The sequence below is a fragment of the Streptomyces sp. BJ20 genome (assembly GCF_022869105.1).
Taxonomy (GTDB): Bacteria; Actinomycetota; Actinomycetes; order Streptomycetales; family Streptomycetaceae; genus Streptomyces; species Streptomyces griseoincarnatus.
Genome location: NZ_CP094918.1, coordinates 2544338 through 2570955 on the forward strand (window position 1 = coordinate 2544338; position 26618 = coordinate 2570955).

A 26618-nucleotide genomic window follows, 5' to 3' on the forward strand; every position below is an offset into this window, starting at 1 on the left:
GCCGGCGATCTTCAGCGCGCCGTACATGTCCTCCCGCCCAGGGCGAACGCCGACGGCGTCGCTCCCGCGGCCGGGCCGCTCGCCGTGAAGCCGAAGGCCGCCGACGCGCCCGGGGCCACCGTGCGGTTCCAGTCCGCGTTGCGGACCGTGACCGCGGCGCCGGACTGGGTGTGGGCGCCGTTCCAGAGCTGGGTGATCCGCTCGACGTCGGGGAAGGACCAGGTCAGCGACCAGCCGTCCCACGCGGTCGTGCCCGTGTTGGTCAGGCGGACCTCCGCCTGGAAGCCGTCGCCCCACGCGTTGGCCACCCGGTACGTCACCTCGCACGCGCCCGGCGGGCCCGGGTCGGTGCCGCCGCCCGGGTCCGCCGGGTCGCCGTAGATCACGCCCCGGCCGTTCGTCGCCACGTACACCCGGCCGAAGACCCGTGGGTCGCCGGTGATGGCTGCGCCGGTCCAACCCCACTGGTGCGCTTCGTCGTTGACGCGTACCCAGCTGGCGCCCGCGTCCGTGGAGCGGTAGATGCCGCGCACCCCGTCGATCCGCGCGCTGGTGAACAGCGTCTGGTACGAGGAGCCCGGTGCCGCCTTGCCGAAGCCGACGGTGTCCGCCTCCTCGACACCCGGCAGCTTGGTGAACGTCTCCCCGAAGTCGGTGGAGTGCCACAGCCCGTACGGTCCGTCGGCCGACCCGCCCGCCAGCCAGATCTCGCCCGCCCTGCCCGGCAGCGCCTTGAACCGCACGCTGTCACCGGCCGGCAGCCCGGTCGCCGGCGACGCCTCGAAGGTCGCCCCGCCGTCCCTGCTGGCGTAGAAGCGTCCGGACTTGAAGCCGTAGAAGGTCTCCGGGTCCTCCCGGTCCGACTCCACGATCGCGCCCGCCGGGATGCCCTGCGACGCCGACCACGAGGTGCCGAAGCCGGTGGTGTGGTGCACGCCCGCGCCCTCCGGGCTCCACACGAAGCGGCCGCCGTCCGCCGACGCGGCGACCGTCCCGCCGCCGCTGACCCCCGAAGGGTCCGTCCCAGCCGTCCAGTTGGCGCCGTTGTCGGTGGAGAACGCCACGTGCGGACCGGACTCGACGTGGCCCACGCGGACCACCGTGTCCGGGTCCGACTCCGCGAAGTCCAGGCTCGTCGTCGACGTGAAGTTCGGCCGGGTGAACATCATCGACGGCACCTTCGTCAGGTCCGTGTGCCGGAACCCGCCGATGTCGCCGAGCGCGCTGAGCAGCGGGGCGCCCGACGGGGGAGAGGCCAGGTCCAGGACCGCCGTCTCCTCCAGGCCGCGCACCATCGGCCGGATGGTGAACGAGGTGTCGTCGTCCCAGTTCGTCAGCTCCTCCGTGCCGTAGACCGTCGCGCCCGTGCCGTACATCATCCGGTCCGGGTCGAACGGGTCGATCTCCAGCGCCTCCGTCATCCACCCCAGCTTCGGTGTCTGTTCGGGCGGCGCCGGGTTCGCGCCCCACGTCAGCCACGGCGACGAGGAGACGTCCATGACGTAGCGGTTCTCGCGCTCCGGGTAAGCGGTGTAGCGCCACGCCTGGGTCCAGGTGGCGCCGCTGTCCGTGGAGCGGAAGATCTGCGTGTCGGGCCACCAGGAGCTGTACGCGGTCGCCATCACCGTGCCCGGGTTCTGCCGGTCCACGGTGAGCCCGCTGAAGCCGAAGTAGGTGTCCGCCTCCGCGACCGGGCTGATGTCCGTCCAGGTCCCGGTCGCCGTGGCGTACCGGTACAGCCGGCCCTTGCCGCCGTCGTACGGCCCTCCCGTGTCGCTGTACGCCAGATAGAGGTAGCCGTTCTCCGCGTCGAGGACGCCCTTGTGCGCGAGGTACCCCGTGGGCTGGCCGGCCAGCCGCTCCCAGGTCGCGCCCGCGTCCGTCGAGCGGTACACGGCGTTCTCCTTGTCGGCGACCCCGACGTACACGGTCCGCGTCGGCGAGCCCGCGGTTCCCGTCGACTCGTCGAACGTCACCCAGACGACGCCCTGGTTGTCCGAGGCGTACCCGCTCTCGTCGTCCGGATCCTCCGCGTAGTTCCCGGGGTTGGGGAAGGACGCCACCTCCGCCCAGGTGACGCCCGCGTCCGTCGACCGCCAGAGGCCGTGACCGCTGGGCGCGCCCAGGTACAGCACCTCGTTGTCGTGCGGGTCGACCGCCAGCCGTTCGCCCATGCCCCGGCCGGGCATGTTGCCGCCGAGCTTGAACGGCAGCGCCGTCTTCCGCCAGCTCGCGCCCCGGTCGGCGGAGCGCAGCACCGCGCCGTTCCCGGGGTCCCAGTCGTTGGTGTACGTGCCGACCGCCGCGTACACCCGGTCGGGGTCGGCCGAGTCGGAGGCGATGCTGACCACGCCCGTGTGGCCCCAGTCGTCCCAGCCGACCGAGTCCAGCAGGGGGGTCCAGCTCTGTGTCGGCTCCTGCCAGCGGTAGGCGCCGCCGATGTCGGTGCGGGCGTACGCCAGGTCCGGTTCGCCGCGGTTGAAGACGATGCCGGGCACGAAACCGCCGCCGTCGATGCGCGCGTTGCGCCAGGTGTAGGTGTCGGCGGCCTTCGAAACGGAGGCGGGGGCCGGGGCGTCGGCGGCCAGGGCGGGCGGCCCGCCGGCGAGCAGTCCGGCCGCCAGGGCGAGCACGGCCGTGAGGACGCGGGTTCTTCGCACGGTGGGGGTGTCCTTCCTCGTGGGGGGTGAAGAAACGGGAGCGTGCGAGGACCGGGCGGCCCCCCGTGCGCGAGGGGACCGCCCGGCCCGCGGGGCCCCGGCGTCAGGTGCCGGGACCGGTACACGGAGCGTCGGCGGGGACTATTCGAGAAGCTCCGCGTACGCGCCCATGGCCGTGGCGATGTCCGCCTGGGCCCAGAACCGGTGGTACGTGAAGACCGGCGCGGCGCCGCCCTCCAGATAGCTCTCGATCTTCGACCAGGCCGGGTCGTCCTTGTAGAAGGAGCGGATCGAGAGGAACGTCGACGAGGAGTCGATCCGGTCGCCGTTCGGCATGGTGCCGGTCCAGCCGGACGGGATGTACACGCGGTCGTCGAAGCGCTCGTAGTCGGCGCGGGTCTCCGGGACGGCGATGCCGAGGTCGTCCTGGTGGTTCTCCCACATGCCGTCCAGCAGCGCCTTCGCCGTGTCCGCCGCCTCGGTGTCACCGGAGCGGGCGGCGTAGTACGTCAGGATCTTGGCGTAGGCGCCGGCCACACCGACGTCGTTGGTGTAGTCGACGACCTCGACGTGCAGCCCGTTGTTGGCGCCCGGCGAGGACGCGTTCCAGGTGTCGGGCTTGCCGGACCACTTCAGCGTGGACGGGAAGAGGAACGACCCGTCCGGGTTCACCGTGGTCTCGGACAGCGCCCAGTCGACCCACTTGTCGAGGACCGACTTGGCGAGCGCGTTGCCCGTCTGCTGGTACACCTCGGCCACCCGCTCCAGCGACCACGCCTGGAAGCCGAACCACTGGTTCGACGGCGGGTCGTGGTACACCGGCTTCTCGTCGTAGTACATGCCGTAGAAGGTCGGTGTGCCGGACGGCGGGGTGGTGTAGCGGCCCGCCCAGCTGTTGGTCGCGCCGCCCGCGATGGCGCCCTCGTCGGACTGCAGCCAGCGGTAGAACTCCAGCTGCCGCTCGTAGGACTTGGCCCAGTCCGCCGCGCCCGTCGCCGACTTCGGCTTCAGCGGCGCGTGGTTGGCCAGCGCGTACGCGGCGAGCGGGTTCTGGTAGCCGCCGTGCGCGTGGCTGGAGCCGATGCGCCAGGACCAGCCCGCCGAGGTGTCGGTGGCGCCGCCCCAGGCGTAGTACCAGGAGAGCAGGTAGTGCGAGGCGTCCTTGCCGGTGCCGGCCGGGCAGGACGTGCTGGTGCAGTTGCCGATCTTCTTGAAGTACTTGTCGTACATCGCGTAGCGCAGGTAGTCACCCATCTTGGCGGCCTTGGCGACGGTCCCGGCGACCTGGCCGCCCTTGCCCTGCTCCTTCGCCCACAGGTCGGCCCAGTACGCCGCCTGCACCGCGCGCGCGTCGGCGTCGGGGGCGTTGGTGAACTTCCACTGCTTGGCGTAGGACGCGTCCTTGGTGAACAGGTCCAGGTAGCCGTTGGTGCCGCCGTACTTGAAGGCGTCACAGGTGGGCTGGGTGACGGTCTCCCACACCGACTCCTGCGGGCCGCGCTGGAAGGTGTTGATGTAGGACGGGCCGGTGTCGGACGGTCCGGCCTCGCACTTGCCGGGCGAGTTGCCGTAGCCGTAGACGTTGTCCACGTCCTGGATCCAGTGCATGCCGTACACGTTGTCGGTGCCGTAGGCCGACTTCAGCTCCGCCGCGATCGGGTCACGTCCGACGGAGACATTCGCGTCGAGCTGCGACGGGTACTCGTCCGGGGTGTCGTGCTCGGGCGCGTACGTCGCCGGCTTCGAGGGGTCGTAGAAGGAGGTGGTCGGCTGGTCCGCGACGGTCGGGATGGCGTACTGCTCCATCGTCTCCCAGGCGTCGTTGAACCGCGTCCAGTCCCCGGTGATCCTGCCGTACATGGCCTGCAGCCACAGCAGGTAGCTGTACGCCTCCGAGGTGGTCTCGTGACCGTGGTCGGGCGCCTCGACGATCAGCGTCTCGACCGAGTGGTACGGGATGCCCTCGGGGGAGAAGTAGCCGTTCGCCGGGTCGGTGATCTTGTCGTACAGCTCCAGGAAGCGGCCCTCGTACGACTTGGTCGCGCCCAGCTGGGTCACGGTCACCGCGGCCTTGGCGTGGCCGGGCGCCGTGGACTCGAAGACCGCGGAGCCGGTGCCGGAGGCGTCGGCGGCCACGGTCACCCGCTGCGCGGTGCTCCAGTTGGACGGCGTGAAGGTGAGGGCCGCGCCGGAGGACACCGTCAGCCCAGTGTTGCCGCTCGCCCGCGCCGTCGTGACGGTGACGTTCGCGCTCGGCTGCTTGGACAGCTTCACCTCGAACGTGCCCGACTCACCCTGGCGGACGCCCAGTTGGGACGGGCTCGCGACCACGGCGGGACCCGAGGCGACCGTGATGCCGACCGGGGTGGAGGAGGCGGAGGCGCCCAGGCTGTCGTACGCCTTCGCGACCAGCGAGTGGGCGCCGACGGCCAGACCGCCGACCGACAGCGTGAACGGCGCGGAGGTGTCCGTCCCGAGCAGTTCGGTGTCGTCGTAGAACTCCACCTTGGTGATGGTGGCCCGGTCCGCCGCGGCGGCCGTGGCCTCGAGCGGCACGGTCTCGCCCTGCGAGTAGACCGAGCCTGCCTCCGGGCTGGTCAGCACGGCGATGGGCGGCTGGTGGGCGCCCACGCAGGCTGTGCCGTTGACCGAGAAGGAGGTGGGCGCGGTGTTGGTGCCGCTGTAGGAGAACTGGGCGCCGGTGGTGACGGCGGCGCCGGCGGCGATCCGGCCGTTGTGCCCGGCGTTCTTCACGGTGACGGTGGAGCCGGACTGCGACCAGCTGCCGTTCCAGCCGTTCACCAGGCGCTGGTTGCCCGAGTAGGCGTACGTCAGGGTCCAGCCGTCGATGACGTCCGAACCGCGGTTGGTGACGGTCAGGTCGGTGGTGAAGCCCGACCCCCAGTCGTTCGTCCTGTAGTCCACGCTGCACTGGACGGCCGCCGCCCGGGCGGGGGTGGTACCCGTCGACAGCATCGTCAGCGGCAGTGCGAGAGCGGTCACGGCGATCGCTAAGAGACGGCGCACGCCACCGCGTCTGCGAGGTGGGGGATGCATGGTGCTGGTCCTTCCTGCGACTCGACATGTCAAGGCTTGAACCAGTGGGAGCGCTCCCATAGTGGGCACGGGGTGATGACCGGTCAAGCCTTGGTGCGAATCGAAAAGATTCGACGCGCCGAGAAACGCCAAAGTCCGCACACCCTCTGTTCTTCATCGTCACTTGGCGCTAGCTTCATGTGCACCAGTGGGAGCGGTTCCATCAGTCGACGCGTCGGTCACGACACGTCCGAGCTGCAAGGAGTCGCCCGATGAGCCACCCCCCGCGTTCAGTACTTTGAGCCACCCCCGTGCACGTGTGGAGCACCTGACGCGAGGGCGCTCGTCACCGTGGGATCCCTGTGCCGTCGTGCCGCCCGGAGACGTCCGGCCGGCAACACGGACCCGCCCGTGCGGATCCGGGACGGCATCCCCCACCCCGTAAGGCACCAGGCCGCGCGAACGCCTGCGCGCGCCCACAAGGAACGCCCCCTACGGATAAGGAAACCCGCACCATGAGTCGCACCAGAACCGCGCTCCTCGCCGCCACGGCGCTGGTCGCCGGCGCCACCGGGACGGCGATCGCCGCCGTCCCGGGCGACGCCGGCGCGGCCGCCGTCCCCTGCACCGTGGACTACCAGGTGCAGAACCAGTGGGACACCGGCTTCACCGCGTCCGTGACGGTCACCAACCACGGCGCCGCGAAGTCGTCGTGGGCGGTGAACTGGACCTACGCCGGCAACCAGAGGGTGACCAGCGGCTGGAACGCCAGGATCACCCAGTCCGGCGCGAACGTCACGGCGGCCAACGAGTCGTACAACGCCACGCTCGCCAGCGGAGGCTCCGCCACCTTCGGCTTCCAGGGCAGCCACAGCGGCACCAACGCCGTGCCCAGCACCTTCACCCTCGACGGGGTGACCTGCAACGTCGACGACGGCGGGACCGACCCGACCGACCCGACGGACCCGCCCCCGCAGGGCGACCGGGTGGACAACCCGTACGACGGCGCCAAGGTGTACGTGAACCCGGAGTGGTCCGCGAACGCCGCCGCCGAGCCGGGCGGCAGCCGCATCGCGAACCAGCCCACCGGTGTCTGGCTGGATCGCACCGCCGCCATCAACGGGGCGGGCGGCAAGATGGGCCTGCGGGACCACCTCGACGAGGCCCTGGAACAGAAGGGCTCCGGCGAACTCGTCGTCCAGCTGGTCATCTACAACCTGCCCGGCCGCGACTGCGCCGCCCTCGCCTCCAACGGTGAACTCGGCCCCACGGAGATCGACCGCTACAAGAGCGAGTACATCGACCCGATCGCGGAGATCCTCGCCGACTCCAAGTACGCCTCGCTGCGGATCGTCACCACGGTCGAGATCGACTCCCTGCCCAACCTGGTCACCAACGTGTCGCCGCGGGCGACCGCCACGCCGAACTGCGACACGATGAAGGCCAACGGCAACTACGTCAAGGGCGTCGGCTACGCCCTGAACAAGCTGGGTGACGCGCCCAACGTCTACAACTACGTGGACGCCGGCCACCACGGCTGGCTGGGCTGGGACGACAACTTCGGCCCCTCCGCCGAGCTGTTCAAGCAGGCTGCCACCGCCGAGGGCGCGACCGTCGCCGACGTGCACGGCTTCATCGCCAACACGGCCAACTACAGCGCCCTGAAGGAAGACCACTTCTCCATCAACGACAACGTGGCCGGCAAGTCCGTGCGCGAGTCGAAGTGGGTCAGCTGGAACCGCTACGTCGACGAGCTGTCGTACGCCCAGGCGCTGCGCGAGAAGCTGGTCTCGCTCGGCTTCGACTCGAACATCGGCATGCTGATCGACACGTCCCGCAACGGCTGGGGCGGCGCGAACCGGCCCACCGGTCCCGGCGCGACGACCAGCGTGGACACCTACGTCGACGGCGGCCGCTACGACCGCCGGTACAACACCGGCAACTGGTGCAACCAGGCCGGAGCCGGTCTGGGTGAGCGGCCCCAGGCGTCCCCGGAGCCCGGTATCGACGCCTACGTGTGGATGAAGCCCCCGGGCGAGTCCGACGGCGCGAGCGAGGAGATCGACAACGACGAGGGCAAGGGCTTCGACCGGATGTGCGACCCCACGTACACCGGCAATCCGCGCAACGACAACAACATGTCGGGGGCGCTCGGCGACGCCCCGATCTCCGGGCACTGGTTCTCCGCCCAGTTCCAGGAGCTGATGAAGAACGCCTACCCGCCGCTGTCGTGACCGGCTGACCCGCGTCCGCCGGACCCGGACCCCACGCGGGGCCCCGGGTCCGGCGGACCACCGTGTTTTGCCGTCCCGGCAACATGGTTTGCCCGCCCCCGGTGCGTCGTCGCACGCTGACCGCATCCGAGCGGAGAGGCTGACCACCATGGCGCACCACCACCACGCACCCGGGCACGACGAGCACCGTTCCGGGAACGCGCACGGGCACGACCACGAGCACCTCGACTGGGCCGAACTGGCGCCCCTGCTGGAGAGCCAGGCGGAACTGTTCACCCCGCTGTACGAGCACGCCCTGGCCTGGCTGGCGAAGGAGGTCACCGAACCGGGGCTGATCGTGGACGCCGGCAGCGGACCCGGCGTGATCTCCGGCCTGTTCGCCGAGACCTTCCCGGGCGCCCGGATCGTGGCCGTCGACGGGTCCGAACCGCTGCTGGAGCGGGCCCGCGCCCGCGCCGGACGCCTCGGCGCCGGCGACCGCTTCGCCACCCTGACCGGCGACATGCCGGGCGTGCTGGCCGAGCTGGACTACCCGGCCGACCTGCTGTGGGCCAGCCGCAGCATCCACCACCTCGGCGACCAGGGCGCCGCGCTCGCGGCCTGCGTCGAACGGCTCGCGCCCGGCGGCACGCTCGCCGTGATGGAGGGCGGACTGCCCTCCCGCTTCCTGCCCCGCGACATCGGCTTCGGCCGTCCCGGCCTCCAGGCCCGGATCGGCGCCGTGGAGGAGGACTGGTTCAGCCGCATGCGGGAGGAACTGCCCGGCTCGGTGGCCCAGGTGGAGGACTGGCCCGCCCTGCTCACCGCGGCCGGCCTGCACCACACCCGCTCGCGCACCTTCCTCCTCGACCTCCCGGCCCCCGTCCCGGACCGCGCCCGCGCCTACGTCGTCGAGTCCCTCACCCGCACCCGCGACATGCTCGGCGAGTACCTGGACCCCGACGACCGCGCCACCCTGGACCGCCTCGTCGACCCGGACGACCCGGCGAGCGTCCACCACCGTCCCGACGTGTTCGTCCTGGCGGCCCACACGGTCCATTCGGGGGTACGGCCGGTGTGACCCCTTGACCTGAAGAGCGCTCCAAGTGATGGACTCCCCGGCACACAACGAGACGACAGGGGAGTTCCCATGACCGACGACACGCGGGTCACGCTCGTCACCGGAGGCGGGACCGGGATCGGCGCCGCCGTGGCGCGGCGGCTGCTGGAGGCGGGGGAGGCGGTCGCCGTCACCGGCCGGCGGGAGGAGCGGCTGCACGCGTTCGCCAAGGAACTCGGGGAGCCCGAGCGGCTGTTGACGCTCCCAGGGAACGCGGCCGACTACGCCGACGTGAGCGGCGCCGTCGACGCCGTGCTGGCGCGGTTCGGGCGGCTGGACGCCGTCGTCGCCAACGCCGGGTACGCCACGCACGACACCGTCGCCGACGGCGACCCCGCCGGGTGGACCGACATGGTGCTCACCAACGTGCTGGGCCCCGCCCTGCTGATCCGGGCCTCCGTCGACGCGCTCCGGCGCGGCGGCGGGCGGATCGTGCTGGTGGGCAGCGTCGCCGGGTTCGTGCCCACGCCCGGCAATCTGTACGGGGCCACCAAGTACGCGGTGACCGGGCTCGCCGAGAACACGCGGCGGCAGGTCACCGAGTGGGGGATCGGGGTCACGCTGATCGCGCCGGGCCGGGTGGAGACCCCGTTCTGGGACGGCCGGGACGTGACGTCACTGGGGCACATGCTCACCGCCGAGCAGATCGCCGGGTCGGTGGTGTGGGCGCTCGGCCAGCCGCACGGGGTGGATGTGAACACCGTGGTCGTCCGGCCCCTCGGGCAGCCCAACTGACCGGTGCGCGAACGCCGGTGGCCTGCCACCCGTCACCGCGGGGGCCGGCCACCGGCGTGGGCGCCGTCAGGCCTGGTTGAACTCGGCGGGGTCCGATCCCACCCGCCGGTCCTCGTTGAGCGCGCTGATCGCCGCCAGGTCCTCGGCGTCCAGGGTGAACCCGAAGACGTCGATGTTCTCCTTGATGCGGGACGGCGTCACCGACTTGGGGATGACGACGTTGCCCAGCTGGAGGTGCCAGCGCAGCACCACCTGGGCGGGCGTGCGGCCGTGCTTCTGCGCGATGGCCACGATCGCCGGGATCTCCAGGATGCCCTTGCCGGAGCCGAGCGGCGAGTACGCCTCGGTGGCGATGCCCTGCTCCGCGTGGTACTCCCGGGAGGCGGCCTGCTGGAGGTGCGGGTGCAGCTCGATCTGGTTGACCGCCGGGACGACCGACGTCTCCCCGATCAGCCGCTCCAGGTGCTCCGGCAGGAAGTTGGACACGCCGATCGCGCGCACCCGCCCGTCCGACAGCAGCTTCTCGAACGCCTTGTACGTGTCGACGTACAGGTCGCGGGCCGGGGTGGGCCAGTGGATGAGGTAGAGGTCGACGTAGTCGAGGCCGAGCTTCGACAGCGAGGTGTCGAAGGCCTTCAGGGTGGAGTCGTACCCGTGGTCGCCGTTCCACAGCTTGGTGGTGACGAAGATGTCCTCACGGGGGATGCCCGACCGCGCGACGGCCTTGCCGGTGCCCTCTTCGTTGCCGTAGATCGCGGCCGTGTCGATGCTGCGGTAGCCGGCCTCCAGTGCCGCCGCCACGGCCGTCTCGGCCTCCGCGTCCGGTACCTGCCAGACGCCGAACCCGAGCTGGGGCATCTCGACGCCGTTGTTCAGGGTGATCGGGGGGACCTTGCTCACGAGCTCTCGATCCTTAGGTTGTGGTCAGCTGATACCCCCATCGTCAACGATCACGGCCCCCGCCGCATTCCTGACCGCGGAATTCACGCCCGGTACAGCGCCTCGACCTCTTCGGTGTACGCCTTCTCGATGGCCCTGCGCTTCAGCTTCAGCGACGGGGTGAGCAGCCCGTGCTCCTCGGTGAACGGCTGCGCCAGGATGCGGAAGGTGCGGATCGACTCGGCCTGCGAGACCAGGGTGTTGGCCGCGACCACCGCGCGCCGCACCTCTGTCTCCAGATCCGGGTCGCGCACCAGTTCGGCCGGGGAGAGCCGCGGCTTCCCCCGCATCGCCAGCCAGTGGTCGACCGCCTCCTGGTCCAGGGTGACCAGCGCGGCCACGTACGGACGGTCGTTGCCGACCACGATGCACTGGTTGACCAGCGGATGGTCGCGCACCCGCTCCTCCAGCGCGCCCGGTGAGACGCTCTTGCCGCCGGACGTCACCAGGATCTCCTTCTTCCGCCCGGTGATGGTCAGATAGCCGTCCTCGTCCACGGAGCCCAGGTCACCGGTGGCGAGCCAGCCGTCGTGCAGCGTCTCGTCGGTGGCCTTCGGGTTGTTGAGGTAGCCCTGGAAGACGTTCTCGCCGTGCAGCCAGATCTCGCCGTCGTCGGCGATGTGCACGCTCACCCCGGGGATCGGCTGCCCGACCGTGCCGTAACGGGTGCGCTCCGGCGGGTTGGCGGTGGCCGCGGCGGTCGACTCGGTCAGCCCGTACCCCTCGTAGACGTGCACGCCGGCGCCCGCGAAGAACAGGCCGAGGCGCCGGTCCATCGCCGAACCGCCCGACATGGCGTGCCGGATCCTGCCACCCATCGCGGTACGGATCTTGGAGTACACGAGCTTGTCGAACAACTGGTGCTGCATCCGCAGCCCCGCGGACGGGCCGGGACCGGTGCCCCAGGCTCTCGCCTCCATCGCGTCGGCGTACCGCACGGCCACGTCGACCGCTTTCTCGAACGGGCCCGCGCGCCCCTCCCGCTCGGCCTTGCGCCGCGCCGCGTTGAACACCTTCTCGAAGATGTACGGCACGGCCAGGATGAACGTCGGCCGGAACGCGGCCAGGTCGGGCATCAGCGCGGCCGCGTTGAGCTGCGGCTGGTGGCCGAACTTCACCTTGCCGCGGATCGCCGCGACCTCCACCATCCGCCCGAAGACGTGCGCCAGCGGCAGGAACAGCAGCGTCGACGCCTCGTCGCCCCGCTTGGAGTGGAACACCGGCTCCCAGCGCTCGATGACGGTGTCCGCCTCGTACATGAAGTTGCCGTGCGTCAGGACGCAGCCCTTGGGGCGGCCGGTGGTGCCCGAGGTGTAGATGATCGTCGCGACCGAATCGGGGGTGACCGCCCTGCGGTGCCGGTGCACCACGTCGTCCTCGAGGTGCGCGCCCGCGTCGTACAGCTCCTGCACCGCGCCCGCGTCGAGCTGCCACAGCCGGCGCATCCGCGGCAGCCGGTCGATGACCGTCGCGATGGTCATCGCGTGGTCCTCGTGTTCCACGATCGCCGCCGACACCTCCGCGTCGTGCAGCATCCACGAGCACTGCTCTGCCGACGACGTCGGGTAGACGGGGACGACCTGCGCGCCGACCGACCACAGCGCGAAGTCGAAGAGGGTCCACTCGTACCGGGTGCGGGACATGATCGCGACGCGGTCGCCGAACCGGATCCCGCTCGCCAGAAGGCCCTTCGCCAGGGCGAGCACCTCGTCACGGAACTCGGCGGAGGTCACGTCACGCCAGTGGCCGTCGCCGTCCTTGCGGCCGAGCGCCGCCCGCAGCGGCTCCTCCTCGGCGTACCGGAAGACGACGTCGGCCAGACCGCCCACCGCGGGCGCCTGTGACAACGGAGGGTTGGTGAACTCGCGCAATCCCGCTCCCCGCTTCCTGGCGCTCGGACCGGTGCGGCAACACCGTCGTCCCGCACAGCGCGGTGAAAGCTACCCCACGTGTTCCGGGGGCGGGAGGGGGTCGAAAACCGCGTAACGGGCGCGAGACCGCCGACCGGTGAAGGAGAAACCTCGCAAGCGGGTAGGGTCCGGGCACAATCCTGACGGCGGAGTAAGTTCCGGTGTCGCAATCTCCACGGAATCTGTACGTCCCCATGACCGGCCCATGGGCGGCGCGACGGCCTCCACCCAGCTCAGCGCACGGGCCGCCCGGACCGTCACCCTTCCGCGGGCGGCACCGTCACCCCTGTCCGCCGCGGTGCAGCCGGTCGCCGCCCGCCAGGATCGCCGCGGCGAGCGCGTCCGCCGCTCCCTGCGCCGAGGGCCGCCGCCGGCCGTGGACCACCACGAAGTCCACCGAGCCCGGCTCCGGCAGACCCGCCCGCTCCGGCATCCGCACCAGCCCCGGCGGGATCAGCCCGCGCGCGTGCACCATCACCCCGAGCCCCGCCCGCGCCGCCGCGAGCAGCCCGTTGAGACTGCCGCTGCTGCACACGATCCGCCACTGGCGGCCCTCCCGCTCCAGTGCCCGCAGCGCCAGGTCCCGGGTGATGCCCGGCGGCGGGTAGACGATCAGCGGCACCGGGCGGTGCGGGTCGAGCCGCAGGCCCGGCGCGCCGATCCACACCAACTCGTCCTGCCACACCAGCCGGTGCGGGTCCGGACGCGGGTCCTCCGGCCGCCGCTTGGCCAGCACCAGGTCCAGCCGGCCCTCCGCGAGCTGCTCGTGCAGGGTGCCCGACAGCTCGACCGTCAGCTCCAGGTCGACCTCCGGGTGCTCGTGCCGGAACCGTTCGAGGATCTCCGGCAGCCGGGTCAGCACGAAGTCCTCGGACGCCCCGAACCGCAGCCGCCCGCGCAGCCGGGTGCCGGTGAAGAACTGCGCCGCCTGCTCGTGCACGTCCAGGATGCGCCGTGCGAAGCCGAGCATCGCCTCCCCGTCCTCGGTCAGCTCCACCGAGTGGGTGTCCCGCGTGAACAACTGCCGCCCGGCGGCCTCCTCCAGCCGCCGCACGTGCTGGCTCACCGTCGACTGACGCAGCCCCAGCCGCCGCGCCGCCTGCGTGAAGCTCAGCGTCTGCGCCACGGACAGGAAGGTCCGCAGGTGGGTCGGCTCGTACATGGAACCGGCAGCCTACACCGGTCATCACGTGACGCGATCACAGTGAGAGCGGTGTACGGGATTCCCGATCACGGGACGGAGGAGCAGGATGGAGCGGGGACCCCTTGTCCCCGGCCGTCCGGGGCACCCGCTCCGGGGAACCGCACCGCCGAGCCCACACACCCGAGCACGTGGAGCACCGTGAAACGCCTGCACTGGCCGCGCCGGCTGCCGATCGACCCGTACATCACGCTCCTGCTCGGCACGGTGGGTGTCGCCGCGTTGCTGCCCGCCCGGGGCGCCGGCGCGGACGTCGCCTCCGGCGCCTCCACCGCCGCCATCGCGTTCCTCTTCTTCCTCTACGGCGCCCGCCTCTCCACCCGTGAGGCGCTCGACGGCCTCAAGCACTGGCGGCTCCACGTCACCGTCCTGGCCTGCACGTTCGTCGTCTTCCCACTGCTGGGCCTGGCCTCCCGCGGACTCGTCCCGGTGTTCCTCGACGACCCGCTGTACCAGGGGCTGCTGTTCTGCACCCTGGTCCCGTCCACCATCCAGTCGTCGATCGCGTTCACCTCGATCGCCCGCGGCAACGTGCCCGCCGCGATCTGCGCCGGCTCGTTCTCCTCGCTGGCCGGCATCGTCGTCACCCCGCTGCTCGCCGCGGCGCTGCTCGGCGGCAGCGCGGGCGGCCTCTCCGGCGACTCGGTGGTGAAGATCGTGCTCCAGCTGCTGGCGCCGTTCCTCGCCGGGCAGTTCACCCGCCGCTGGATCGGCGGCTTCGTCGCCCGCCACCGCAAGGTGCTGGGCCTCGTGGACCGGGGCTCCATCCTGCTCGTCGTCTACGCCGCGTTCAGCGAGGGCATGGTGCAGGGCGTCTGGAGCCAGGTCAGCCCCGGCCGGCTCGGCGGACTGCTCGTCGTCGAGGCCGTGCTGCTCGCCGTGATGCTGGCGCTCACCTGGTACGGCGCCAAGGGCCTCGGCTTCGGCCGGGAGGACCGCATCGCCATCCAGTTCGCCGGGTCGAAGAAGTCGCTGGCCGCCGGACTGCCCATGGCGAGCGTGCTGTTCGGCGCGCACGCCTCGCTGGCCGTGCTGCCGCTTATGCTCTTCCACCAGATGCAGCTCATGGTGTGCGCGGTCATCGCCAAGCGCCGCTCCAAGGACCCCGTCCCGGAGGTCACCGCGGAGGACCGAGCCGCACCGTCACGAACCGAGGCCGGTACAGCGACACGTTCCGGCTGAGCATCGCCGCCGCCGCGGACGTCTCCAGCCAGTTCACGTCGAGGCTCAGCACCAGCCGCCCGCCCCGGCTCAGCTCCGGGTGCGCCTGCGGGTTGTAGGCGGCGGTGCCGGCCGCGGGCAGCGCGGGGGTGAACGCGCCCGCCGGACCGTGCCACGGCCCGGCCGGGGAGCACGCCCAGTACGCCGTCACCGTCGCCAGCCCTTCCGCACCGGCCGCCATGGTGAACAGCACGTACGTCCCGTCGTCCCGCGTGACCGTGAAGGCGCTGCCCACCCCGGTGCGCCGCCCGTCGCCCAGCACCGGCGCCGGACGGGCGCGCGACCGCCAGCCCGAGCCGTCCCAGTACTCCCAGGCGGCCGGGTCGGCGAGACCTCCCTCGGGCACCCGGGCCACATGGGCGTGCGAGGCCGCGCGGGACGCGGGGCGCCCGTCGTCACCGCCGAACACGTACGTCCAGCCGTCCTCCTCGACCAGGGTGGTGCCGAACAGGACGCGGCGGGAGAGGTCGCCCACCCGCCGCTGGTCCAGCACCGTGGTCACCGACTCCAGGCGCAGGGCGGGCAGGGTCAGCGTGGCGACCTCGGTGGCGAGCGGCTCCCCGTAGATCCACGGAGGGGCGCCGTGCCGGCGCACCCACAGCAGCACCCGCAGCACCTGCTCGGACGCGCCGGGGGAGCGCGGTTCGACCCGGGCGGCGACCGGCCAGCGCCAGCTTCCGGGGGCCGGGTCGGGGAAGAGCGGGGCGGGGAGGGTGGACTCGGGCCGGCCGTCGCGCATCACCACCGCCGAGTTGCGCACCAGCGGCGCGGAGCCGTCCCGCCAGGCGTACGCCTCGCCGGCCGGGTTGGGCGGCCGGTGCACCCGCCCCAGGAAGGTGTCGGAGAACAGCCACAGCAGCCGCCCGTCCGGCAGCCGCACCGAGTGCGTGCCGTCCCCGCCGGTCCAGTCGTCGGTCCGGGCGTCGTCGTCGCCGTACCGGGCGAAGGCGGAGGTGAGCCGGGGCTCGGGAGCCCAGGAGACGACCGTGCGGGGCGGACACTCCTCGTCGTCGCCGTCGTCCTCCGCCCGCCCGGAGACCAGCACGGCCCCGAGGACCAGGACCAGCACCGCGGAGATCCAGGTCCCCGTCCGCCGCCGTCCTCTCGTGGTGTCGCCGGGCACGCCGGGTGACGTTAGCGGCAGCGGGGGCGTCGGTCCACCGGGCCCCGGCCGAGGCGGGGCCCCGCGGCGCAGGGGGCGCTCCCCGCCGGTGGGGCCCCGCCGCCGTGCAGCGAGCGGGTGCGGTCAGGCCCTGACGGCCGCGGCCCGCAGGGCGATCCGCTCCTCACCCGCGTACACGTTCATGGAACTGCCCCGCAGGAAGCCCACCAGGGTCATGCCGGTCTCCGCCGCCAGGTCCACGGCCAGCGAGGACGGCGCCGAGACCGCCGCCAGCACCGGGATGCCGGCCATGACGGCCTTCTGCGCCAGCTCGAACGAGGCCCGTCCGGACACCATGAGGACCGTCCGCGACAGCGGCAGGTCCCCGCTCTGCAGGGCGCGGCCGACGAGCTTGTCGACCGCGTTGTGCCGGCCCACGTCCTCCCGTACGTCGAGGAGCTCGCCGTGCTCGTCGAACAGGGCCGCCGCGTGCAGCCCGCCGGTGCGGTCGAAGACCCGCTGGGCCGCCCGCAGCCGGTCCGGCAGCTCGGACAGCAGCTCCGGCGTCACCCGCAGCGGCGGTGCGTCGGCGATCGGGTGACGGGTCGTGGTGCGCACCGCGTCCAGGCTGGCCTTGCCGCACAGACCGCAGGACGAGGTGGTGTAGACGTTGCGCTCCAGGGTGATGTCCGGGACGGTCACCCCGGGCGCGGTCGTCACGTCGACCACGTTGTACGTGTTCGAGCCGTCGGCCGTCGCCCCGGCGCAGTAGACGATGTTGCGGAGGTCCGGGGCCGACGCCAGCACGCCCTCGCTGACCAGGAAGCCGGCCGCCAGTGCGAAGTCGTCGCCCGGGGTGCGCATGGTGATCGCCAGGGGTTTGCCGTTGAGCCGGATCTCCAGGGGTTCCTCGGCGACGAGCGTGTCCGGGCGGGTGGAGACCGCCCCGTCCCGGATGCGGATCACCTTGCGTCGTTCCGTGACTCGTCCCATGTCCCTGTCCGTTCCGTTCAGTCCCGGTTCTGCACGTGCTGGTAGCCGAACCGGCCCTTGATGCACAGGTTGCCGTGGGTCACCGGGTTGTCGTGCGGCGACGTGACCTTCACGATCTCATTGTCCTGCACATGGAGCGTCAGGTTGCAGCCCACGCCGCAGTAGGCGCACACGGTCGTCGTGCGCGTCTGCCGCGACTCGTCCCACGTACCCGCCTCCCGCATGTCGAACTCCGACTTGAACGACAGCGCCCCCGTGGGGCACACCTCGATGCAGTTGCCGCAGTACACGCACGCCGAGTCGGTCAGCGGCGCGTCGTGCTCCACGGCGATCCGGGCGTCGAAGCCGCGCCCGGCGACGGAGATCGCGAAGGTGTTCTGCCACTGGTCGCCGCAGGCGTCGACGCATTTGTAGCAGAGGATGCATTTGCCGTAGTCGCGCACGTAGAGGTCGTTGTCGACGCGCGGCTCCTCGTTCAGCCGGGCCGCGTCCGGGCCGAAGCGGTCCGGCTTCGCCTCGTACTCCTTCAGCCACTCGGCGACACGGGGCGTCGTCGACAGGTCGACCGAGGAGGCCAGCAGCTCCAGGACGACCTTGCGGCTGTGCCGGGCCCGCTCGGTGCCGGTGCGGACCTCCATGCCCGCCTCGGCCTTGCGTGAGCAGGCCGGGACCAGGGTGCGCGCGCCCTCGACCTCCACCACGCAGACCCGGCAGGCGTTCTTCGGGGTGAGCGTGTCGCCCTCGCACAGCGTCGGGACGTCCTTGCCTGCGGCCCGGCAGGCGTCCAGGATCGTCGACCCCTCGGGCGCCCGGACCGGCTCCCCGTCCAGGGTGAACTCCAGCAGACGGCGGGGGATCCCCAGCGGTGTCACGGTCATTCGTACGCCCCCAGACGGTCGATGGCGGATTCCACGGCGTTCCACGCGGTCTGGCCCAGACCGCAGATCGAGGCGTCCCGCATCGCGCGACCGACCTCGCGCAGCAGGGTGATGTCGGCGGCGGCGTCCGCGCCGGTGCGCGCGGCGATCCGGTGCAGCGCCTCCTCCTGGCGGACCGTGCCGACCCGGCAGGGCACGCACTGGCCGCAGGACTCGTCGCGGAAGAACTCGGCGATGCGCAGCAGCAGGCGGGGGAGCGGCACGGTGTCGTCGAAGGCCATGACGACACCGGAGCCGAGGGTGGTGCCGGCTTCCCGGGTTCCTTCGAAGGTGAGCGGGATGTCCAGCTCGTCGGGGCGGACGAAGCCGCCGGCGGCCCCGCCGAGCAGCACCGCCCGCAGACCGTCCCGTACCCCGGCGAGCGTGAGGAGCTCGCCGAGGGTCGCGCCGAACGGCAGCTCGTAGATCCCGGGGCGGGCCACGCTGCCCGAGACGCAGAACAGCTTGGGGCCGGTGGACGCGCCGGTGCCGATGGCCGCGTACGCCTGCGCGCCCAGCGTGAGGATCGGCAGGACGTTGACCAGCGTCTCCACGTTGTTCGCGACCGTCGGCTTGCCGAACAGACCCTTCTCCACCGGGAACGGCGGCTTGGAACGCGGCTCGCCCCGGAACCCCTCGATCGAGTTGAACAGCGCCGTCTCCTCACCGCAGATGTAGGCGCCCGCTCCCCGCCGGATCTCGACGTCGAAGGAGAACCCCTGGCCCAGGATGTCGTCGCCGAGCAGACCGCGGGCGCGGGCCTGCGTGATCGCGTGCTCCATGCGGACCAGGGCGCGCGGGTACTCGCCGCGCAGATACAGGTACCCGTGCCGTGCGCCGGTCGCGTACGCGGCGACCGTCATGGCCTCGACCAGCGCGTACGGATCGCCCTCCATCAGCACGCGGTCCTTGAACGTGCCCGGCTCGGACTCGTCGGCGTTGCAGACGAGGTGGTGCGGGTGGTCCGGCTGGGAGGCGGTGGCCTGCCACTTGCGGCCGGTGGGGAAGGCCGCGCCGCCACGGCCCAGCAGCCCGGAGTCGGTCACCTCCCGGATCACCCCGGCGGGCCCGAGCGCGAAGGCGCGGCGCAGCGCCGTGTACCCGCCGTGCGCCCGGTAGTCGTCCAGGCCGGCGGGGTCCACCGTGCCGACGCGGCCCAGCAGGAGGAGGCGGGGGTCGGGCGCCTGGGGGACCGCGAGGGCGGCGGCGGGCTCCTCGGGAGCGTTCTCGGGGGTGGTGGCCGCTTGGACCGCCGTGTCGGGGGTGGCGGGGGCGCAGACCGCTGTTCGTCGCCCCCGGCGCCCCTTCTCGATCCCGTTCCCTGGGAGCTGCGCCCCCGGACCCCCCTTCGGCCCTGAACGGACCTCGTCCTCGAACGCCGGACGGGCTGATTCGCCTGCCCGGATCACCAGCGCCGCCGGTGCCCGCTCGCACAGGCCCAGACACGGAGCGCGCTCCACCTTCACCCCCGATCCCGGGCCCAGGCGCGCCTCCGCCGCCTCACACAGCTTCGGCGCGCCCGCCGCCGCGCACGCCAGGTCCGTGCACACGTGCAGCACGGTGGCCGGGCGCGGGCGGACGGAGAACATGGCGTAGAACGTCGCCACCCCGTACGCCTCGGACGGCGGGACCGTCAGCCGGCGGCACAGGTAGTCCAGGCCGCCCTCGCTGATCCAGCCGACCCGGTCGTTGAGCGCGTGCAGCCCCGGCAGCAGCAGGTCGCGGCGGTCACGCGCGGCCCGTCCGCCGCGCGCCCACCTCAGGTCCGCGTCGGAGCGGTCGGCGCCCTCCCAGGACGACTCGGGCGGCCCGAGCAGGGCGTCGACGGCGGCGCGCTCCTCGTCCGTCGGCTTGCTGTCACCGAAACGCAGGTCCACGCTCGCTCACCTCACGTGTGTCGGGGCCGGGAGCTTCTCGATCCGGATCGCCGACGCCTTGAACTCCGCCGTCCCCGCGATCGGGCAGTTGGCCTCGATCGTCAGCTGGTTGGTGTCCACCTCGTCGGGAAAGTGGAACGTCATGAACGCGAGCCCCGGCCGCAGCGCGGGGTCCACCCACACCGGCGCCCGCACGGACCCGCGCCGCGAGGTCACCAGCACCTCCTCACCCACCACGACCCCGTACCGCTCGGCGTCCTCGGGGGACAGCTCGACGTACTCGCCGCGCCGCAGCGGGGAGGCAAAACTGCCGCTCTGCACCCCGGTGTTGTAGGAGTCCAGGCGCCGTCCCGTGGTGAGCCGGACCGGGTACCGCTCGTCGGTGAGGTCCACCGGCGGGTCGTGCTGCACGATCCCGAACGGCGCGGGCCGGCCCCGGAGTCCGGGATCCTTCTCCCACAACCGGCCGTGCAGGTAGGGCGGTTCCAGCCGGTCGGTGCTGGGGCACGGCCACTGGATGCCCTGGTGCTCCTCGAGCCGCTCGTACGTCATGCCGTGGTGGTCCGGGGAGACCGCGCGCAGCTCGTTCCACACGGCCTCGGCGCCGTCGTACTTCCAGTCGTGTCCGAGGCGTCCGGCGAGGTCGCAGAGGATGTCGATGTCCTCGCGGGCCTCCCCGGGCGGGGTGACGGCCCGGCGCACGCGCTGCACCCGGCGTTCGCTGTTCGTGGTGGTGCCCTCGGTCTCGGCCCAGCCGGCCGTCGCGGGCAGCACCACGTCGGCCAGTTCCGCCGTCTTCGTCAGGAAGATGTCCTGCACCACCAGGAAGTCCAGCTCCTTGAGCCGGCGCACGGCCTGCTCGCTGTCCGCCTCCGACTGGGCCGGGTTCTCGCCGATGCAGTAGACGGCGCGCAGCGACCGGTCCTCCATCGCCTCGAACATCTCCGTCAGCGTCATCCCGTACCGGGGCTGGATGGCGGTGTCCCACGCGGACTCGAACTTGGCGCGCACGCCCGCGTCGAGGAGGTCCTGGAAGCCGGGCAGCCGGTTGGGGATCGCGCCCATGTCGCCGCCGCCCTGCACGTTGTTCTGCCCGCGCAGCGGCTGGAGGCCCGAGCCGTACCGTCCGACGTGCCCGGTCAGCAGCGCGAGGTTGATCAGGGCGCGTACGTTGTCGGTGCCGTTGTGGTGCTCGGTGATGCCCAGCGTCCAGCACAGCTGGGCGCGTTCGGCGCGGGCGTAGGCGTGCGCCAGCTCCCGTATCGCGGCGGCCGGGACACCGGTCACCTTCGAGGCGAGGGACAGCGTCCACGGCTCGACGAGTGCCTTGTACTCCTCGTAGCCGGAGGTGGCGCGCCGCACGAACGCCTCGTTGACCAGGCCCGCGTGGATGATCTCGCGGCCGATCGCGTGGGCCATCGCGATGTCCGTGCCGACGTTCAGCCCGAGCCAGCTCTCCGCCCACTCCGCGGTGGACGTCCGGCGCGGGTCGACGGCGTACATCCGGGCGCCGTTACGGATGCCCTTCAGGACGTGCTGGAAGAAGATCGGGTGCGCGAAGCGGGCGTTGGAGCCCCACATCACGACGACGTCGGTGTGCTCCACCTCCTCGTACGACGAGGTTCCGCCGCCCGAGCCGAACGCCGCCGACAGTCCGGCGACCGAGGGCGCGTGGCAGGTGCGGTTGCAGGAGTCGACGTTGTTGGTGCCCATGACGACCCGGGCGAACTTCTGCGCCACGTAGTTCATCTCGTTGGTCGCGCGGGAGCAGGAGAACATGCCGAACGCGCCGCGCGCCGCCCCCAGTGCGCGCGCCGTGCGGTCCAGCGCCTCGTCCCAGGTGGCGCGGCGGAAGGGCTCGTCCCGTGAGTCGCGGACGAGGGGGTGGGTGAGGCGGGTGTAGGTCTTCGGGGTCCGGTCGCGTTTCCTCATGCGGCGCTCCTCAGCGCGAGCAGGTCGGACAGGGCGTGCACGGTGCGCAGGGTGGGCACGGGGACGCCGGTGATCTCCGCCAGCTCGACCACGGCCGCGAGCAGCACGTCGAGCTCCAGCGGCTTGCCGCGTTCCAGGTCCTGCAGCGTCGAGGTGCGGTGGTCGCCGACCCGCTCGGCGCCGGCCAGCCGCCGCTCGATGGAGACGCCGACCTCGCAGCCCAGCGCGCGGGCGACGGCCAGGGTCTCGGCCATCATCGTCTCGATGACCTGGCGGGTGCCGCCGTGCAGGCACATCTGCCGCATGGTGGCCCGCACCAGGGCGCTGATCGGGTTGAAGGAGATGTTGCCCAGCAGCTTGAGCCAGATGTCGTTGCGCAGATCCGGCTCGACCGGGCACTTCAGACCGCCCGCCCGCATCGCCTCGCTCAGGGCGAGACAGCGCGGGGAGACGCTGCGGTCGGGTTCACCGATCGAGAAGCGGGTGCCTTCCACATGGCGGACGACACCGGGCCGTTCGAGTTCGGTGGCCGCGTACACCACGCAGCCGACGGCCCGTTCGGGCGCGAGCACCGCACTGACCGCGCCGCCGGGGTCCACGCTCTCCAGCCGGCGTCCGTCGTACGGGCCGCCGTGCTGGTGGAAGTACCACCAGGGGATGCCGTTCTGGGCGGCCACCACGGCCGTCGTGCCGTGCAGCAGCGGCTCGATCAGCGGCCCGCACGCCGCGTACGCGTTGGCCTTCAGGCCCAGGAACACGAAGTCGGCGGGGCCGACCTCGGCGGGGTCGTCGGTGGCGTGGGGACGCGCGGTGAAGTCGCCGCGCGGGCTCAGCACCCGTACCCCGTCCTGCCTCATGGCCGCCAGATGCGGTCCACGGGCGATGAGATGCACGTCGGCGCCCGCGCGGTGGAGCGCGGCGCCCACGTAGGCGCCGATCGCACCGGCGCCGAGGACTGCGACTTTCATGGCGAAGGGAGCTCCGTCCGGTCGAGGGACACCGAAGAACCAGGAGGATCGCCGAATCTCTGTCGACGAAATATTGTCTACAGTATGGAGAGGGGGTCGACAAGGCTTTGTGCAGTACCGGTGGTTGTCCGCTCAACGGTCTTCTCAAGGGAGGGGACGCTCCCTACGGTTGGGGATTCATGAGTCCCCCCGTCGCACCGCCGGGCTGGAGCCGCTGGCTCGTCCCGCCCGCCGCACTTGCCGTACACCTCTCCATCGGCCAGGCCTACGCGTGGAGCGTGTTCAAGCCGCCGCTCGAATCCGCCCTGGACCTGAGCGGCACCCAGAGCGCGCTGCCCTTCCAGCTCGGCATCGTCATGCTCGGCCTGTCCGCGGCCTTCGGCGGCACGCTCGTCGAACGCCGGGGCCCGCGCTGGGCGATGACCGTCGCCCTGATCTGCTTCTCCTCGGGCTTCCTGCTCTCCGCGCTGGGCGCGGCCACCGAGCAGTACTGGCTGATCGTCTTCGGCTACGGCTTCGTCGGCGGCATCGGCCTGGGCATCGGCTACATCTCGCCCGTCTCCACGCTCATCAAGTGGTTCCCGGACCGGCCCGGCATGGCCACCGGCATCGCCATCATGGGCTTCGGCGGCGGCGCGCTGATCGCCTCCCCCTGGTCGGCGCAGATGCTCGAATCCTTCGGTACCGACAACGTTGGCATCGCGTACGCCTTCCTCGTGCACGGGCTGACGTACGCCGTCTTCATGTCGCTCGGCGTGCTGCTGGTGCGCGTGCCTCCCACTGCCCCGCCGACGGCCGACGCGCCCGCCGTCACCGCGGGACCGCGGGTCTCCGCCCGGTCCGCCGTGCGCACCCCGCAGTTCTGGCTGCTCTGGCTCGTGCTCTGCATGAACGTGACCGCCGGCATCGGCATCCTGGAGAAGGCCGCACCGATGATCACGGACTTCTTCGCGGACAGCTCCGCGCCGGTGTCCGCCACGGCCGCCGCCGGGTTCGTCGCCCTGCTGTCCGCCGCCAACATGGCGGGCCGCATCGGCTGGTCCACCACCTCCGACCTCATCGGCCGGAAGAACATCTACCGCGTCTACCTCGGCGTCGGCGCGCTCATGTACGCACTCATCTGGTCGCTCGGCGACTCCTCCAAGCCGCTGTTCGTGCTCGCCGCGCTCGTCATCCTGTCCTTCTACGGAGGCGGCTTCGCGACGATCCCCGCCTACCTCAAGGACCTCTTCGGCACCTACCAGGTGGGCGCCATCCACGGCCGGCTGCTCACCGCGTGGTCCACCGCCGGCGTCCTCGGACCGCTCATCGTCAACTGGGTCGCCGACCGCCAGGAGGAGGCAGGCAAGCACGGCCCGTCCCTCTACGGCGTCTCCCTGGTCGTCATGATCGCCCTGCTGGCCGTCGGCTTCGTCGCCAACGAACTGGTCCGGCCCGTGCACCCCCGCCACCACGAACCCGCCGGGACACCGGCCGAGACGTCGAAGGAGGCCGCCGATGACCGGCGAGAGCAGCCCGAGTCAGCCTGAGCGCTCGCGTCGCGCGCTGATCGCCTTCTCCTGGCTCTGGGTGGGCCTCCCGCTCGCCTACGGGCTGTACGAGCTGGTGCGCAAGGCGACGCAGCTGTTCACCGGGTGACCGGCCGGTAGGGAAGGGGACGGGCGCGGGGACGCCTGACGGCGGCCCTCGGGGGCTGACGGAAGGCGACAAGCCTCGCGCCCGTTTCCTGTCGCATCACCTGCACTCGTACCCGTGAGTCACTGATCAGACTGGTGCATCCCGCAACCGGATCACCGAGGGGATCATCATGAGCGGCTCGCGCATCACCGCCGTCGGCCATTACCAGCCCGCCCGGGTCCTGACCAACGAGGATCTCGCGGGCATGGTCGACACCAGCGACGCGTGGATCACGAGCCGCGTCGGCATCCGCACCCGTCACATCGCCGGACCCGACGAGCCCGTCGACGAACTGGCCGCGCACGCCGCCGCCAAGGCGCTCGCCGCGGCCGGCCGGACGCCCGACGAGATCGACCTCGTCCTGGTCGCCACCTCCACCGCGATCGACCGCTCGCCCAACATGGCGGCCCGCGTCGCCGCCCGCCTCGGGATGCCGGGGCCCGCCGTCATGGACATCAACGTGGTGTGCGCCGGCTTCACCCACGCCCTCGCCACGGCGGACCACGCCGTGCGGGCCGGCGGGGCGGAGCGGGTGCTGGTGATCGGCGCCGACAAGATGTCCGAGGTCACCGACTGGACCGACCGCACCACCTGCGTGCTGGTCGGCGACGGGGCGGGCGCGGCCGTCGTGGAGGCGGCGGCGCCGGGAGCGGAGGACGGCGTCGGCCCGGTGCTGTGGGGCTCGGTGCCGGAGATGGGCAACGCGGTGCGGATCGAGGGGACTCCGCCGCGGTTCGCGCAGGAGGGGCAGAGCGTCTACCGCTGGGCGACCACCCGGCTGCCGGAGTTCGCCCGACGCGTCTGCGGGAAGGCGGGCCTGACGCCCGAGGACCTCGCCGCGGTCGTCCTGCACCAGGCCAACCTGCGGATCGTGGCGCCCCTCGCGCGCCGGATCGGCGCCGTCAACGCCGTCGTCGCGCGGGATGTCGTCGACTCCGGCAACACGTCGGCCGCGAGCATCCCGCTCGCCTTCTCCAAACTCGTCGAGCAGGGCGCGGTGTCGAGCGGGGACCCGGTGCTGCTGTTCGGCTTCGGCGGCAACCTGTCCTACGCGGGGCAGGTCGTGCGCTGCCCGTGAGCAGGCGGGGTGTGCGCTGCCCGTGAGCAGGCAGGTCGTGCGTTACCCGTGAGCCCGCCGGGAGTGGCGCGGGTGTGACGAGGGCAACCCGAACGGGGTGCGACGGCGCGCCGTAGACTGTAGACGAAAGACAATCACCCAGGACGTCTACGGTGTCACCGGCGTTCACGACGGACGCCCGGCGCCGCCGAAGAGGGGGACCGATGTTGTCGACAGGACTGCCCCACGGGGCGGTGCCCCGGCTCGAGCGGCCGGGCCCGCTGCGCGACCGCGTCTACGAGGCACTGCTCGAACTCATCACCACCCGCGCCCTCCAGCCGGGCCAGCACCTCGTCGAGAGCGAACTCGCCGGCCACCTCGGCGTCTCCCGTCAGCCGGTGCGCGAGGCGCTCCAGCGTCTCAACACCGAGGGGTGGGTCGATCTGCGGCCCGCGCAGGGCGCGTTCGTGCACGAGCCGACGGAGGAGGAGGCCGACCAGCTCCTCACCGTGCGCACGCTGCTGGAGGCGGAGGCGGCCCGGCTCGCCGCGAGCAACGCCGACAGCGAGGGCGTCCGGGCGCTGGAGGAGATCCTCGCCGAGGGCCTCAAGGCCGTCGAGGCGGACGACGTGGACGCCGCGGTGGCGCTCAACGCCCGTTTCCACGCCAAGGTGATGGAACTCGCGGGCAACGCGGTCCTCGCCGAGCTGGCCGCCCAGGTGGACCGGCGGGTGCGCTGGTACTACACGCCCGTCGCCCGGCAGCGCGGCGAGCAGTCCTGGATCGAGCACCGCGAGCTGATCGCCGCGATCGCCGCGCGGGACGAACAGTCGGCCACGCGGCTGATGCGCGAACACACCGAGCACACGCGGCGGTCGTACCACGCGCGGGAGGACTCCTGAGGGGCTTTCGCCCGACCTGGGCGGGGTCGTCCCGGGCCCCGCACCCCCTTCTTTGTCCTGAGAGTGGAAAAAGTAGGGGGCAATTCCTGCGCGACTTCTTCCCACCTCCGGCAGGCGCTGCTACTTTCCCATCCGAAAGCACGCCACGCACGTGGCCG

The 26618-nt window shown here is 72.0% G+C and carries 19 protein-coding genes; 8 read left to right on the top strand and 11 right to left on the bottom strand.

From position 1 onward, the window contains the following. Positions 1-11 precede the first annotated feature (11 nt). Positions 12-2660, bottom strand: coding sequence for a cellulose binding domain-containing protein (locus MTR79_RS11660; RefSeq protein ID WP_244790035.1), 2649 nt, complete (start codon positions 2658-2660; stop codon positions 12-14). Positions 2661-2801: 141 nt separating this feature from the next. Continuing rightward, complete coding sequence (locus MTR79_RS11665; protein WP_244790037.1) at positions 2802-5717, bottom strand: glycoside hydrolase family 48 protein; 2916 nt, start codon at positions 5715-5717, stop codon at positions 2802-2804. A gap of 494 nt (positions 5718-6211) precedes the next feature. Between MTR79_RS11665 and MTR79_RS11670 the strand changes: the two genes are divergently transcribed. From MTR79_RS11670 to MTR79_RS11680, 3 genes are all read left to right on the top strand, one after another. Further along, positions 6212-7930: a glycoside hydrolase family 6 protein gene (locus tag MTR79_RS11670; protein WP_086699320.1), complete on the top strand. Its 1719-nt coding sequence runs from the start codon at positions 6212-6214 to the stop codon at positions 7928-7930. Between the two features lie 148 nt (positions 7931-8078). Beyond that, on the top strand, positions 8079-8990 hold the full coding sequence (locus tag MTR79_RS11675) for a class I SAM-dependent methyltransferase (RefSeq protein ID WP_048455249.1): 912 nt from the start codon (positions 8079-8081) through the stop codon (positions 8988-8990). 69 nt (positions 8991-9059) lie between these two features. Continuing rightward, the gene (locus tag MTR79_RS11680) at positions 9060-9764 is read left to right on the top strand and encodes an SDR family NAD(P)-dependent oxidoreductase (RefSeq protein WP_244790039.1); all 705 of its coding nucleotides are present in this window, start codon (positions 9060-9062) and stop codon (positions 9762-9764) included. A gap of 66 nt (positions 9765-9830) precedes the next feature. Here the strand turns inward: MTR79_RS11680 and MTR79_RS11685 are convergent, their stop codons facing one another. The 3 genes from MTR79_RS11685 to MTR79_RS11695 form a co-directional block, all read right to left on the bottom strand. Continuing rightward, a complete protein-coding gene (locus MTR79_RS11685) occupies positions 9831-10622 on the bottom strand; it encodes an aldo/keto reductase (RefSeq protein WP_102639021.1) in 792 nt (263 codons plus the stop codon). Between the two features lie 125 nt (positions 10623-10747). Continuing rightward, positions 10748-12574, bottom strand: a complete 1827-nt coding sequence (locus MTR79_RS11690; protein ID WP_244790041.1) for an AMP-dependent synthetase/ligase — start codon at positions 12572-12574, stop codon at positions 10748-10750. A 319-nt stretch (positions 12575-12893) separates the two neighbouring features. After that, positions 12894-13775, bottom strand: a complete 882-nt coding sequence (locus tag MTR79_RS11695; protein ID WP_086699314.1) for a LysR substrate-binding domain-containing protein — start codon at positions 13773-13775, stop codon at positions 12894-12896. 180 nt (positions 13776-13955) lie between these two features. Between MTR79_RS11695 and MTR79_RS11700 the strand changes: the two genes are divergently transcribed. After that, a complete protein-coding gene (locus MTR79_RS11700; RefSeq protein ID WP_086699312.1) occupies positions 13956-14996 on the top strand; it encodes a bile acid:sodium symporter family protein in 1041 nt (346 codons plus the stop codon). Here MTR79_RS11700 and MTR79_RS11705 read toward each other — a convergent pair. The 6 genes from MTR79_RS11705 to MTR79_RS11730 form a co-directional block, all read right to left on the bottom strand. After that, positions 14932-16158, bottom strand: a complete 1227-nt coding sequence (locus MTR79_RS11705; protein WP_244790043.1) for a DUF4185 domain-containing protein — start codon at positions 16156-16158, stop codon at positions 14932-14934. The genes MTR79_RS11700 and MTR79_RS11705 overlap by 65 nt on opposite strands. Positions 16159-16281: 123 nt before the next feature. Further along, entirely contained in the window at positions 16282-17130 is an 849-nt protein-coding gene (gene fdhD / locus MTR79_RS11710) for a formate dehydrogenase accessory sulfurtransferase FdhD (protein ID WP_086704615.1), read from the bottom strand. A 17-nt stretch (positions 17131-17147) separates the two neighbouring features. Further along, positions 17148-18008 (bottom strand): 2Fe-2S iron-sulfur cluster-binding protein, encoded by an 861-nt coding sequence (locus MTR79_RS11715; RefSeq protein WP_048455242.1) that lies wholly within the window; start codon positions 18006-18008, stop codon positions 17148-17150. Further along, positions 18005-19924 carry an NAD(P)H-dependent oxidoreductase subunit E gene (locus tag MTR79_RS11720; protein WP_244790045.1) on the bottom strand — a complete coding sequence of 640 codons (1920 nt, stop codon included), beginning with the start codon at positions 19922-19924 and terminating at the stop codon, positions 18005-18007. The genes MTR79_RS11715 and MTR79_RS11720 overlap by 4 nt, the downstream gene beginning before the upstream one ends. A 6-nt stretch (positions 19925-19930) precedes the next feature. Continuing rightward, a complete protein-coding gene (locus MTR79_RS11725) occupies positions 19931-21856 on the bottom strand; it encodes a molybdopterin-dependent oxidoreductase (RefSeq protein ID WP_086702379.1) in 1926 nt (641 codons plus the stop codon). Continuing rightward, positions 21853-22824 carry a 2-dehydropantoate 2-reductase gene (locus MTR79_RS11730; protein ID WP_244790047.1) on the bottom strand — a complete coding sequence of 324 codons (972 nt, stop codon included), beginning with the start codon at positions 22822-22824 and terminating at the stop codon, positions 21853-21855. The genes MTR79_RS11725 and MTR79_RS11730 overlap by 4 nt, the downstream gene beginning before the upstream one ends. A 179-nt stretch (positions 22825-23003) precedes the next feature. On the opposite strand from MTR79_RS11730, the gene MTR79_RS11735 reads away from it, so the two are divergent. The 4 genes from MTR79_RS11735 to MTR79_RS11750 all read left to right on the top strand — a co-directional run bounded on the left by MTR79_RS11735 (position 23004) and on the right by MTR79_RS11750 (position 26460). Then, entirely contained in the window at positions 23004-24353 is a 1350-nt protein-coding gene (locus tag MTR79_RS11735; RefSeq protein ID WP_086702376.1) for an OFA family MFS transporter, read from the top strand. Next, on the top strand, positions 24322-24462 hold the full coding sequence (locus MTR79_RS11740; protein ID WP_189363613.1) for a hypothetical protein: 141 nt from the start codon (positions 24322-24324) through the stop codon (positions 24460-24462). The genes MTR79_RS11735 and MTR79_RS11740 overlap by 32 nt, the downstream gene beginning before the upstream one ends. A gap of 169 nt (positions 24463-24631) precedes the next feature. Continuing rightward, complete coding sequence (locus tag MTR79_RS11745) at positions 24632-25579, top strand: beta-ketoacyl-ACP synthase III (protein ID WP_244790049.1); 948 nt, start codon at positions 24632-24634, stop codon at positions 25577-25579. Positions 25580-25782: 203 nt separating this feature from the next. Continuing rightward, on the top strand, positions 25783-26460 hold the full coding sequence (locus MTR79_RS11750) for a GntR family transcriptional regulator (protein WP_086702373.1): 678 nt from the start codon (positions 25783-25785) through the stop codon (positions 26458-26460). The last annotated feature ends 158 nt before the right edge of the window (positions 26461-26618 follow it).